The organism is Effusibacillus lacus, from assembly GCF_002335525.1.
GTDB lineage: Bacteria > Bacillota > Bacilli > Tumebacillales > Effusibacillaceae > Effusibacillus > Effusibacillus lacus.
In genome coordinates this window covers 14,272-27,485 of the sequence record NZ_BDUF01000044.1, presented here as the reverse complement: position 1 = coordinate 27,485, position 13,214 = coordinate 14,272, and the positions used below count along the sequence as shown (strand labels likewise).

Annotated in this window: 10 protein-coding genes; all 10 read left to right on the top strand. The window is 47.4% G+C overall.

The features are described 5' to 3' along the window. Positions 1 to 444 precede the first annotated feature (444 nt). The gene (locus EFBL_RS08465) at positions 445 to 2,649 is read left to right on the top strand and encodes a hydantoinase B/oxoprolinase family protein (protein WP_096181713.1); all 2,205 of its coding nucleotides are present in this window, start codon (positions 445 to 447) and stop codon (positions 2,647 to 2,649) included. Between the two features lie 26 nt (positions 2,650 to 2,675). Beyond that, positions 2,676 to 3,245, top strand: coding sequence for an acetone carboxylase subunit gamma (locus tag EFBL_RS08460; RefSeq protein WP_096181712.1), 570 nt, complete (start codon positions 2,676 to 2,678; stop codon positions 3,243 to 3,245). A 21-nt stretch (positions 3,246 to 3,266) separates the two neighbouring features. Further along, complete coding sequence (locus EFBL_RS08455) at positions 3,267 to 5,429, top strand: hydantoinase/oxoprolinase family protein (RefSeq protein WP_096181711.1); 2,163 nt, start codon at positions 3,267 to 3,269, stop codon at positions 5,427 to 5,429. 32 nt (positions 5,430 to 5,461) lie between these two features. After that, on the top strand, positions 5,462 to 6,235 hold the full coding sequence (locus EFBL_RS08450) for an SDR family NAD(P)-dependent oxidoreductase (RefSeq protein ID WP_096181710.1): 774 nt from the start codon (positions 5,462 to 5,464) through the stop codon (positions 6,233 to 6,235). Between the two features lie 24 nt (positions 6,236 to 6,259). Further along, positions 6,260 to 7,066, top strand: coding sequence for a 1,4-dihydroxy-2-naphthoyl-CoA synthase (menB, locus tag EFBL_RS08445; protein WP_096181709.1), 807 nt, complete (start codon positions 6,260 to 6,262; stop codon positions 7,064 to 7,066). After that, on the top strand, positions 7,063 to 9,027 hold the full coding sequence (locus EFBL_RS08440; protein WP_096181708.1) for an AMP-binding protein: 1,965 nt from the start codon (positions 7,063 to 7,065) through the stop codon (positions 9,025 to 9,027). Before menB ends, EFBL_RS08440 begins: the two co-directional genes overlap by 4 nt. Before the next feature lie 11 nt (positions 9,028 to 9,038). Next, positions 9,039 to 9,854: an IclR family transcriptional regulator gene (locus EFBL_RS08435; protein ID WP_369690096.1), complete on the top strand. Its 816-nt coding sequence runs from the start codon at positions 9,039 to 9,041 to the stop codon at positions 9,852 to 9,854. Between the two features lie 308 nt (positions 9,855 to 10,162). After that, positions 10,163 to 10,921: an electron transfer flavoprotein subunit beta/FixA family protein gene (locus EFBL_RS08430; RefSeq protein WP_096181743.1), complete on the top strand. Its 759-nt coding sequence runs from the start codon at positions 10,163 to 10,165 to the stop codon at positions 10,919 to 10,921. A gap of 111 nt (positions 10,922 to 11,032) precedes the next feature. Further along, positions 11,033 to 12,031, top strand: coding sequence for an electron transfer flavoprotein subunit alpha/FixB family protein (locus EFBL_RS08425; RefSeq protein ID WP_096181706.1), 999 nt, complete (start codon positions 11,033 to 11,035; stop codon positions 12,029 to 12,031). A gap of 193 nt (positions 12,032 to 12,224) precedes the next feature. Beyond that, the gene (locus EFBL_RS08420) at positions 12,225 to 13,112 is read left to right on the top strand and encodes a 3-hydroxyacyl-CoA dehydrogenase (protein ID WP_096181705.1); all 888 of its coding nucleotides are present in this window, start codon (positions 12,225 to 12,227) and stop codon (positions 13,110 to 13,112) included. Positions 13,113 to 13,214: the final 102 nt, after the last annotated feature.

The following is a 13,214-nucleotide window of genomic DNA, read 5'->3' as shown; positions in this document are numbered from 1 at the left end:
TGGCTAAATTTCAGATCCATTTGATTTACCATTTTGTGAATCGCTTGGTTTATGGTTACCGTGGACATAGGACATTGTCACCTTTAGATTGATGTGTGTGGTAGCCAACCAATTCTTTACAAGAGACATGTGTCCTTCTTTTATTGCTAGATCCTACAGAAGTTCCTACGATTCAACAGCTTTAGACGGCAGATTTTTTGCAGAATTCAAGCGCAATTATTTCGAAGTTTTCATCTTGATTATCTATTGACAAAAGTCAGAAAAGTTTATATTGTTTAATATAGAAACTCGAGTTTCATATTTGAACAGATGGTGGGGTGGCTAAACGAAACGGATCAAATGGCTTTCAGGCTGGTCTGATTGTTTCAACATTGATGATGAGTTTCATTATTTAAGTGTAGGAACGACTATGGATTTCTTAATCTATTTGTAGGAGGGAGAACAGTGTCTGTTACCCATCAAGCAGTGTCTGTGACTCATCAAAAGAAAGCGGTTACATTAAAGGAACTTGTTTCTCGCAGAGATAAGCTCACGGAAGAAACCGGACATTACTATGGAATCAAAGAACTTAAACTGAAAAACAGTGATCCGGTAAAATATGAACGTTTTTATTCGAGACTGCACGCAGCTGTTTTGGCGGCTCGAGAAGTGGCCAGATACGTTACTGCATCACCAGGGTCAAGGGAAATGGGAGAATCGCTGTGGACTCTTACGACTCCTGAGGGTGACACACTGGTTATTTCGCTAGGTTTCTTCAGTCACCTTAACTCTAGCAGAGTTGCAATCCGTTTTATGGCGGAAAATAACTATGATGAAAACCCCGGAATTTACGATGGCGATGTTTTTGTTACGGACGACGGAAAAACGGGTGGTGCTCCGCACCCTGGGGATACGTATACCTATGTTCCAATCGTAGTTGAGGGTGAAATCGTAGGCTGGGCAATGGCGGTCAACCACATCATGGAAGCTGGGGCTCCGGTTGCTGGAAGTTGGCCCGGCTTTGCAGTAGATACATTTATGGATGGATTTGTTGTCCCGCCAATGAAAACAGGCGAAAACTTACGCCAGTTCACATGGTGGGAACAACTGTGGAAAACACGGACACGTGCAGGAACTTTAAATAACTTAGACGACAAAATGCGATTGGCCGGTTGTGCCATGATTCATAAAGCTGTACATGAGATTATTGAAGAATTTGGTCTCGATTATTACAAGCAGGTGATCCGTGAAATAATCGAGGAAAGTCGTTTGCAGATATTGCAAAACATCCGTACACTGATGGTTCCGGGCCGCTATACAAGCGTTGCGTTCCGAGCGGTAAAATACAAGGGTCTCCAAAAGCTTTGGTCCCATGCTGATAAAGATTCGCTCATTCATATTCGTCAACGTTTGGAAGTCGACGAAAATGGCGGTCTGATTGCAGACTTTGAAGGCACGTCGAGATGGGGTTACCATGCATTCAATGGCTATCCGGGTGGCGCGGATGTTGCATTTTATTTGGCCATGATTAATCAATTTGCTCATAACACCAAACCCACCGGGGCCATTACTTACGTAGCTAAAGCACATTATCCTGAAGGATCTATTTATAATCCGGAAAATTCGTTTGCAAGTTTTTCAAATATTTGGGCCCAATCCATGGCGATGAACGCATTGGGCTTTAACGCGATTAACCGCGCCTTGTTCGCCAGGGGCTATCTTGAAGAGGCGTTTACAGCCGATAGTAACTGGGAGGGAATTCAAGGTGCCGGTGTACTTGAAGATGGTACTCCCTATGGATTTACAAACTTTGAATCTGTAGGCGGTGTAGCTATGGGAGCCTTCAGTTACCGCGACGGTCTACCGCTTGCTTGGGCAGAATGGACTCAACTGCCCAATATTGGGAATGCAGAAGAATTTGAGTATTTAATTCCTCCTCTATATTACATTGGGCGGAAATTGTTGCCTAACTTCTGTGGGCACGGCAAATATCGAGGTGGTATCGGTGATTCTTCGGTTCACTGGATCAAGAATCCAGGAAAGAGACTCGGCATCAGTCGGGGAGGTTCACAGGTGGCGGCTACCACGTTTGTCGCACTTGGCATGAGCGGGGCTTATCCGGCACCGAGTGCCTTCCACGTCTCGGCCCGCGGAACCAATTCAAATGAATTAGTCGAGCAGGGAGTGGCTCTTCCGAGAGATGCGTCCGAAGTACTTGAACTCTCAGAAAAAGGTATCTTGAAAGCAGAAAATTTGGATGTTTGGAAATTCGATATGCCGGAACAAAGTTTCCAAGATGGCGATATGTTAGCCGATGCTGCAGGGGCAGCCGGGGGTTGGGGTGATCCAATCGAACGCGATCCTCGCTCCGTGTTAGAAGATGTCTTGTACGGCTGGGTAGATCAAAAATTCGCTGAGGGATTGTACGGGGTTGTATTGAAAGAAAATGCCTCTGGTTCTCTTGCTGTGGATGATGGAGCAACTCAAAGTCTCCGCAAGAAAATGATTGAAGAAAGACGACAAATGGCGAAGCCGGTCATTGAATGGTGGAAAAACGAACGAGAGCTTGTCGTAAAACGAGACTTTATAGATCCTGTTCGTGATATGTACGAAAGTTCAATGAGTTTCCAAGCTTTCCAAAATGAAATGACTAATTTCTGGCAATTATAATCTTTCCTGGTGAGGAGTGAATTCTAATGTCTGAGTCCATTGATAAGGACCTTATCCGTCAACTGTTGGATGGCACGATCAGCGACGATGACGTCCAACGGCTGCAGAGAATGCCATACAAGGATGCCGATCGGTTTTGGCAATACCTCGAAGTTCTGCAAGATAGTGTTCCATGGGATGAGAAGATTCTATTGCGGTTAAACGATCATCTCTATGTCGTAAGAGACAAGTCAGGCAACCGTATTGTGAAGTGTGACTGCGGGCATGAATATGGCGATTATCGAATCAACTGGAAACTCCAAAGCCTTGTTCGAGTACGCAAGACCCTGGACGAATTCAAGCAAGTATATTCTCCCGAACCAGCCTGCCCGGAACCTGAGTGGCAGGAAATTCGAGAGTTCTACTGCCCAAATTGTGTGGCTCAATTAGCTGTTGAAGTGGTACCTCCAGGATATCCGATTGTTTTCGAAATGCTTCCGGATCTGGATAGATTCTATAGAGACTTTTTGGGTAAACCGCTTGAAGATGAATCTTCGAATTGGTATGAGGATCGTTCCGAAGATCTTTTGGCAAAATGGGGACAAGAAGTTAAGTAGCTGAAGAGGAGGTAGACTATCGTGAAAAAGGAAGAGGTTGATCGTGGTTACATTCTTGCCCTCGATGCAGGAGGGACAATGACCGACACAATCTTGGTGAAACCGGACGGTTCCTTTATCGTCGGCAAATCCTTGACGAACCGGGAAGATGAAAAATCCAGCTATCTGGAGTCTGTAGGGGACGCGGCGAGCTATCTGGGCTTAACTTCTTCGGATATTCACAGCAAGTGCGCCGTGTCGATTTATGCAGGCACTGGCATGCTGAATACCATTCTTACGGGCTCGGGAGCTAATGTTGGGTTACTGGTCACCAGAGGGTTTGAACATATCACAGTGATGGAAGGCGGCTTGACTTGGCTTGGGGAAAGCCAAGCAGAGATTTTACACCAACAATTGCGCCGCCATACGACTCCACTGGTTGATAGCCGAAACGTTTTAGGTGTGAGTGAGAGGATTGCCGGTCCTACCTATCTCACAGCAGAAGCTGATTCGGGCGAAGTCTTGATTCCGCTGAATGGAAAAGAAGTGGAGGAGGCCGTCAAAACGCTCCTCAAAAACAATGTAGAAGTTATTGGCATTATGTTTATGAATTCCTTCGTCGATCCTAGGCATGAATTAAAGGCTAAGGAGATTGCCGAACGGATCGTGCAAGAGCAAGGTGCCGATGTACCAGTCGTTTGCTCTGCGGAAGTAGCTCCTGTTATGAAGGAAAACAACCGCGTAAAGAGCGTCCTGTTTCAAACGTTTGCGGCGGAGAAAACTCGGGATCAACTAAGACAAGTTGAAGAGGCTGCCCAAAAAGAAGGGTACAATGCACCCTTGCAAACCCTTCTCTCTTACGGAGGGGCTGTAACGATCCACTATCCGCGTCTGTACGAAACCGTACTTTCTGGTCCAATCGGAGGTCTTACTGGTGCACAGCAGATTGCAAAGATCACAGAATACAAGAACATCGTAACGGCGGATCTTGGCGGCACTAGTTTTGACGTAGGCTTGGTTGTGGACGGCTTGATTGGTATTCGAAAAGATGCAGACTTTGCCCGACATCGTTTGGCATTGCCAATGGTTGCGTTGGATTCCGTAGGTTCCGGTGCAGGTTCGGTTGTTCGCGTAGACAATTATCGCCGGATGCACATTGGTCCGCAAAGTGCTGGCTATCGAGTAGGCCTTTGCTACCAATATCCGGAGTTAACCATTACCGACATTAATGTTGCGCTTGGATATGTAGATCCCAATTATTTCTTGGGTGGTAAGGTCAAATTGAATCGGGATAAAGCCCTAGCTGGACTGGAAGAGCGTGTAGCGAATCCTCTGGGATTGGACGTCTTCAGAGCGGGTGAAGGATTGCTTGAAGTATTCCACACCCAGATGAAAGATTTGATTCGTGTGACACTACAGTCTCGTGGTTACAACCCATCTGAGTTTACGCTTCTCTGCTATGGCGGTGCCGGTCCGGTTCATATGTGGGGGTACAGCGAAGGGACGGGTGTTGGCAATATCATAACATCTCCGTTTGCTGCGGCGTTCTCGGCCTTTGGAGCAGCATGCGCTGAATATACTCATCGTTATGACAAGAGCTTAGTGGTGCTCCTGCCGCATACGTTTAGTTCTGAAGAAAAACAACGGGCCGCTGAAAGCATTAACTCTGCGTGGCGCAGCCTTGAGGACACTGCCATTCGTGAAATGGTTAATGAAGGAATCGAACCCTCGCAAATTACGTTTAGATATGGGGTTTATGCTAGATATATAGGCCAGCTTGAAAGCTTTGATACACCTTTAGAATTTGGTCAAGTCCATACCGCGGATGATATTGACCGGTTAACGGCAGCTTTTGAAAATGTTTATACGAAAATCTTCCCTGAGGGAGCCCGATTCCCGGAATCTGGTTATGCAATTACGGAGGTTTACGTTCAAGCAGTAGCTCCGAAACCGGTTCCGGTGATTCGCGAGTACGATCTGGAAGGAGAAAAGCCTTCGGATTCGGCTTATATTGCTACCCGTGAAGTTTACCACAAAGGTAAGTGGCAAGGGTTCACCGTATGGGAAATGAATGAATTACGCGCAGGCAATGTCGTTAAGGGTCCGGCCATTATCCAAGACCCAATGACAACTGTCGTAATCCCACCCGGTAAAGAGGTAGCCTTGGATAATTTCCGTTTGCTGCACTATCGGGACGCGAGATAATTAGTGAACACAAAAATTCTAGTTATAGGGAAGTGAACCACTTGTTTCAATTTAATAACAAAGTAGCTCTTGTGGTGGGTGGGACGGGAGGAATTGGGCAATCTATTGTCCGTGGATTAGTTGCAGGTGGAGCGAAGGTAGCGTTCAGCTACCGCTCCAATGCTGCTATCGCGGAACAGATTGTTTCTGATCTCTCGGAACGAGAAAAAAAATGCATTGCCCTGCAAGGTGATATCACAGACATTTCGTCAACCCGAAACATGGTTCAAGCGACAGTGGAAGAATTTGGAGGAATCGATATCCTCATTAATACCGCAGGTTGGCACACGATGTGCCCGTTTTTGGAAGACACCTCCGAAAATATTGAGGCTGTGATTGACGTTGAATTTCGAGGTGTAATTTATCTCGTACAAGCCGCTTTGCCTGCCTTACTTCAGAGAAATGGTAAAATCGTATTTGTAGGTTCTGACTCAGGGAAGGTTGGCAACACTGGTATGGCAGTATCTGCTGGGTGCCGCGGAGCGATCAATGCTTTTGCAAAATCATTGGCTCGAGAATATGCCCGGGATGGGGTATTGGTGAACGTAGTTGCACCGGGGCCGACAGATGATGAACTTTGGAAGCATTTTAAAACGCAAAGCGAGTGGGCGTCTAAAGTTTCAACAGCAATGGAGCGGGCTATTCCACTTCGTAGGCTTCCTCGTCCCGAAGAAGTTGCTGCGGTTGCACTATTTCTCGCGTCAGATGCAAACACGGTAATGACAGGTCAAGTGGTAAGTGCTTCCGGCGGCTTAACGATGTGCTAACTTTCGTGAAAGGATGATGGAGTTATGGAATTTGGCGACATTTTATTTGAAAAGGAAAGCGGTATTGCTACAATAACGATTAATAGACCGAAGGCTTTGAATGCATTCAGACGTCAAACTTTGGAAGAGATGATTCAGGCGTTTGAAGATGCCGGTCAAGATCCAGATATCGGGGTTATCTTATTGACGGGTGCTGGTGATAGGGCTTTTTGTGTAGGGGGCGACGTGAAGGAGTGGGGGCCATCAGGATATGATGGCTCCTCCTGGATCGATATCGGACTTCCTGTTATCCGGCTCCAAGAGGTGATTCGTAGTGCCCCTAAACCAGTGATTGCTGTCGTCAATGGATATGCAATAGGGGGGGGGCATGTACTTCAGGTTGTTTGTGATCTTGCCATTGCCTCCAAAAATGCCATTTTTGGTCAAGCGGGTCCTAAAGTAGGCAGTTTTGACGCAGGTTATGGTACAGCGTATCTTGCTCGCCTCGTAGGAGAGCGTAAAGCTAGAGAAATTTGGATGTTATGCCGCCAGTATTCGGCAGAAGAAGCGCTAAATATGGGGCTTATCAATAAGATCGTAGAGCCTTCAGAGTTGATGGACGAAGCCCGAAATTGGGCAAATGAAATTCTCAGATTGAGCCCAAGTTCTTTAAAGATGATTAAGGCTTCTTTTAATGCGGATACCGACCACATTCATGGTCTTACGCAGCTTGCTTTTGGTGCCTTAAATTTCTTCTATGGTACACCCGAGTCGTTAGAAGGGCACCGAGCCTTCATAGAGAAGAGAACTCCTGATTTTTCGGAGTTTCGTGCCAGAGGTGAAAGATCTTGAACCTGATAAAGGAAGATCCAATTTGGCTCCCCTCCGAAAAATATATTGCCGGTTCACATTTGCAGAGGTTGATTCATCGGCTTGGACTTAAGAACTATGACGAATTAAATGAATATAGCGTTTTGCATACGGATGAATTTTGGAAAGCTACGCTTGATGAACTAGGCATTGAATGGTTTACGCCGTATGAAAAGTTTGTCGACCTGGAGGCGGGGCCGCAGTGGCCAAAGTGGTTTGTTGGCGGACAGATTAACCTTGCTCACAATGCTTTGACGCGTCAATTGAAACTGGGACGCGGGGATCAGACTGCCATTGTTTGGGAAGACGAATTAGGGATTTGCAAATCCTTAACGTATAAAGAACTTGATGAACAAACAGGCCGTGTGGCAAACGGGTTAATAGAACTTGGATTTCGACGGGGCGACACAGTAGGTCTATTTGTTCCGATGATCCCTGAAGCGGCCATCTTTTTTCTTGCCGCAGTTCGTTTGGGGGGAATTGTAGTTCCGATCTTTTCTGGATACGGAGCGGATGCCGTCGCTACTCGCTTAAATGACGCGAAGGTTCGCTTTTTGTTGACGGTTGATGGATTTACGCGACGGGGCAAGGTAGTGCCGTTGAAGCGTGCAGCCAATGAAGCTGTGGAAAAGTGTCCAACCGTCGAACGTATCATTATGGTTGAATATCTCAATAATGTTTCCAAGGGTGATCTTACGGAGAAGGATATCTCCTGGAAAGACCTGATTGAAGGGAAGGAAACCACGGCGCCCATAGAGGCTATGGATGCAAACGATCCCTTTATGATTATTTATACATCCGGAACTACTGGCAAACCTAAGGGTGCCGTACACACCCAAGGCGGGTTCCCTTTAAAGACCGTTCAAGATATGGCACATGTTTTCGATCTAAGAGCCGGCGAGGTGTTATTTTGGTTAACGGATTTGGGATGGATGGTTGGGCCAGCGGTGATCATTGGTGCGTTAACTCTTGGTGCGACACTGGTATTTTACACGGGTGCCCCGGACCACCCCGACCCCGGCCGCATTTGGAGTATCGTTGAAAGAAATAGAGTAACACATTTGGGTCTTGCTCCAACCCTTATTCGTTCATTGCGTGCATTTGGAGAAAAGCCAATCCGCAAACGAAATCTCGATACGTTACGAGTACTGATTTCCACAGGTGAAGCTTGGGATATAGAGTCTTATCTCTGGTATTTTCACGAAGTTGGTAAGGGAAAATTGCCGATTTCAAATTATTCAGGGGGCACTGAAGTATCTGGAGGCATTCTTGGATGCGTAACCCACCGTCCGATTAAGCCTACAGGATTTAATACCACTGTTCCAGGAATTCATGCCGTTGTCCTCGATGACACAGGGCATCCCGTCATTGGTCAAGTAGGAGAATTGGCAGTTTTACGTCCCTTTGTTGGAATGACGAATGGTTTTTGGAATGACAGAGAACGATATCTTGATTCGTATTGGGCAAGATTTGAAAATGTGTGGGTTCACGGAGATTGGGCCTTTCAGGACTCAGAGAATCATTGGTTTCTCTTTGGACGTTCTGATGATGTCATTAAGGTAGCCGGTAAAAGAGTTGGACCAACGGAAGTTGAAGCTGCCGCTGGTCAACATCCAGCCGTAGTACAAGTTGCAGCGGTGGGTGTTCCGCATCCAGTGAAAGGGGAGGAGGTTGTGCTGTTTATTATTCTTCACCCAGGTTTCACTCCAAATGAGGGACTGGCTGAAGCCATAAAAGAGCAGGTAACGAGTACGCTGGGAAAATCATTAAAACCAAGCCGCCTTTACTTCGTGAATGATCTGCCGCGCACACGTAATGGGAAGATAATGCGTCGCGTTATTCGAGCCGTGTATCAAGGCCAAAACCCAGGGGATCTTTCGGCATTGGAGAACCCAGGCGTAATTAAGATGATACAAAGTTTGACTCAAACACAGAACTTGTAAAAGAGAAGAACATAAAAAAGGAGAGAGAAAACATTATTGAGGACGATAAGTACATTATTCCATCTGTAAAACAGGCCGGAGAAATACTACATTTGCTAAGCCGAACGCAGCATCGGAATAAAAAATTTGGTGAAATCATGGAAATGTTGAATATTCCGCGAACAACGGCCATGCGTTTGTTGAGAACATTGATTTCACTCGGCCTTGTTTATTACGACGAACGATCACAAACATATAGTCTTGGTCCTTACCTAGTTATTCTAGGTAACAGAGCGGCAGAGTTTCTTGATTATCTCGGGATTGTAAGGAAGTATCTGACTCAGATAGAACAAAGGACTGGGCTAACTACGGTAGCAGCACAGCGCATTCGGCGAGATCGGCTAACCTATTTATTAAAAGAAGAGAGTAGGAACCAAATTCATGTTACGGTCTCTTTAGGCCAACAATTTCCGATTGACCGCGGATCTTTTGGGAAAGTCTTTTGTGCTTATCTAGATGATGACGAATTGAGAGAGGTAGCTTCCGCTCGATACAATGATGAATTTTTAGTAGAACTGGCGGAGATTCGTCGATTGGGATACGCGACCAGTATGGGAGAACAGGTGAATGGAATTAGTGGTGTTGCGGCCCCAGTATTCGGACCGGACGGTCAAGTATTTCTTGCCGTTTCTTGTATCGGTGTTTTGGAGCAACTGCCTTCCGAAAAAATGGATATGCTTGGGGAATATTTACGAGATATAGGGATTCGTATTACCCAGGAGATCGGGGGCGTGATCCCACAAAAATCAGGTGAAACCGGTAAACCCTTAATGGATACGGGCTATTAAATTTCATTAAACGGCTTGCTCCGAAGGGAGCGACTTTTTTTTTCATGATGGCTGGAAGCGTTGGCATGCATGTTGCATTGGAACCTGTATGGAAATGAAAACAAAATATTTGCATGATGGAGGCGAATCCATCTGGGATATGTTCTAAGCGGTTGCGATCGGTCTTGAGATGTAGACGACGGTATCTGGTCATGAGGGAAGGCAGTCGGATTGATCTTGATGTTTCAAATGTGCGGGAAGTGGTGAGCGGATCGTGGCCCATTGAAACGGCAGGCACAATGAAAACAGATCGGAGTGGGGATTCGGGTATGAAAATTCTGGTACTGATGAAGCAGACGTTTGATACCGAAGAAAAGATTGTCCTGGAAGGCGGTAAAGTCAAGGAAGACGGAGTCCAGTACGTGATTAACCCGTACGACGAGTATGCGATTGAAGAAGCGATTGTTCTGCGGGATAAGTTTGGCGGAGAAGTGACGGTGATTACCCTAGGACCGGCGCGGGCGGAAGAAGCTCTTCGCAAGGCACTTGCAATGGGAGCGGATCACGGGGTTCACATCAATGACGGGGCGCTTTTTGGCGATGAGTTCAAAGCGGCCAAAATGCTGGCGGAATACATCAAGACACAGGAATATGACATCATTCTGGGCGGCAATCAGGCGGTTGACGACGGTTCCGGGCAGGTGGCGGTTCGGGTTGCCGAACTGCTTGGAATTCCTCATATTTCGACCATTATCAAACTGGAGATTTGCGGCACGAAAGTGACGGCATACCGCGATGTGGAAGGGGACGTGGAAATTGTGGAAGCCACCCTGCCGGTACTTGTAACCGCCCAACAAGGTCTCAACGAACCGCGGTATCCTTCTCTGCTCGGGATCCGGAAAGCTAACAAGATCCCATTGAAGGTGGTCAGCGCGGCCGATCTGAATGTCAGCGCTTCCCCCAAGAATGAAACAATCAATACTTTCCTGCCGAAAGAAAAGACCGGCGGAAGGATTCTCGAAGGGGAGAACGCCGAAAAAGTGAAAGAACTGGTGGCCCTCCTTCGCATCGAAGACAAACTGATATAATCGCCCATTAAAGTGAAGTGAAGCTTTGCAGCATTCCAGAGTACTTTAATGGGGACCCGGAAAAGACATAAGTACAATAAAACCGATCTAGGATGAAGAGAGGAAGGAAATATGGAACGTAACGTACTGGTACTTGCAGATATACGGAACGACAAGCTTCGCAATGTGACATTCGAATCCTTGACGGCAGCGCGCAAACTGGCCGACGGCGGCACTGTTTACGGCGCTCTGCTGGGAAAAAATGTGTCCGGCATGGCGGATGCACTGGCACATTACGGAGCTGATCAGGTTTTTGTGGTGGAGAATGACGTGTTGGCCAACTATGTGCCGGATGCTTTTGCAATAGCACTGGAGACCGTGATTCGGGAAAGCGGTGCAGAGGTGGTACTGATGGCACACTCGGCGATCGGCCGTGATTTGGCGCCCAAACTGGCGGCCCGTTTTGAAGCGGGGCAGGTCTCCGATATTGTGGATGTGCAGATGGAAGGGGACAAAATCGTGTTCACCCGTCCGATTTATGCCGGGAAAGCGTTCACCAAGAACGTAATCACCGATGACATGGTGTTTGCAACCGTTCGTCCGAACAATCTGCCTGCGGCAGAACCTGATACTTCCTGCAGCGCCAACGTGACAACAGTTTCGGTGGATCTGCCTGCAGATTCTCTCCGCACGTTCATCAAAGAAGTGGTGAAGAAGAGCGCCGGAGGAGCCGACCTGTCGGAAGCGAAGATCATCGTGTCGGGCGGACGCGGCGTGAAAAGTGCGGATGGATTCAAACCGCTGCAGGAACTGGCGGATGCTCTGGGAGCGGCGGTGGGAGCTTCCCGTGGGGCGTGTGACGCAGGATACTGCGATTACGCGCTGCAGATCGGACAAACCGGAAAGGTGGTAACGCCTGATCTGTACATCGCCTGCGGGATTTCCGGCGCGATCCAACATCTGGCGGGCATGTCCAACTCGAAAGTGATTGTGGCGATCAACAAAGATCCGGAAGCGCCGATCTTCAAGGTGGCAGACTACGGAATTGTGGGTGACCTGTTTGAAGTAGTTCCGCTGCTGACGGAAGAATTAAAGAAATTGTTGTGTGAAGAAGTCGGGATCGCTCAGTAAGTTGAAAATGAATTAATTAATGCAAAAATAACTTATCAAACTGACTTCTGGAAAGAGGAACTATTGTGAAATCGCCGGTAAGTCTGAATTAACGGTACCTACTATTGTTGGCACAGAATTTGCGTTATGAATCATTGAAAAAAGTGCAAGAAATGGGGTCAAAAGATTTCGGCCAACGAGAGGGGGATGACAATTGAAGGTTGAGAAGATTACTGTGATCGGGTCGGGAGTTATGGGGCAAGGAATTGCGTATGCAGCCGCAGTCGGGGGATTCCAGGTGACGCTGCACGACATAAAACGCGAGGCTGTGGATCGTGCCCTTCAGGGCATCCGGCGTGATTTGGAAGAAGGCGTTAAGAGAGGCAAACTTTCGCAAGAGGAAGCGGATGCTGCGTTCGGTCGGATCCAATTGTCCGAAAATCTTACCGATGCGGCAAAGGATGCCGATTTGGTGATTGAAGCGGTATTGGAATTGATGGATCTAAAGATTGATATTTTTCGTCAATTGGATGAGATCTGTCCACCCCATACCATTCTTGCTACCAATACGTCGACCATGAGCCCGACGGAAATTGCCGCCGGCACCCGCAGGGCGGATCGCTGTGTGGCGATGCATTTTTTTAATCCCGTTCCAAAGATGAAACTCGTCGAGATTATCCGCGGAATGGACACATCGGATCAGACAGTCGAAACTGTGCGGGTGGTCGCTGAACAAATGGGCAAGGAAACGGTTGAAGTCAATGAATTTCCGGGATTTGTGCCTGGGCGAATCAGCGCTCTTGTGGGAAACGAAGCGATGTACATGCTGATGGAGGGCGTCGCCAGCGCGGAAGACATTGACAAGGCGATCAAACTCGGACTTGGTTATCCGATGGGACCGCTTGAACTGGCTGATTTGGTTGGATTGGATTCGCGCCTGCGAAACCTCGAGTACCTCCATATAACGCTTGGGGAGAAATACCGTCCGTGCCCGCTTTTGATCAAGTATGTAAAAGCCGGCCGACTGGGCAAGAAAAGTGGCCGGGGAATCTTTGAGTACGATGAGAACGGCCGGAAGCTGCCGTCTGGAAAGAGAGACTAACCACGAGGAGAGAAACATATGGATTTCACGTTTACGGAAGAGATTGAATCGTTCCGTCAGATTGTAAGGCAATTCGTCGAGAACGAAGTGGAGCCTGTAGCT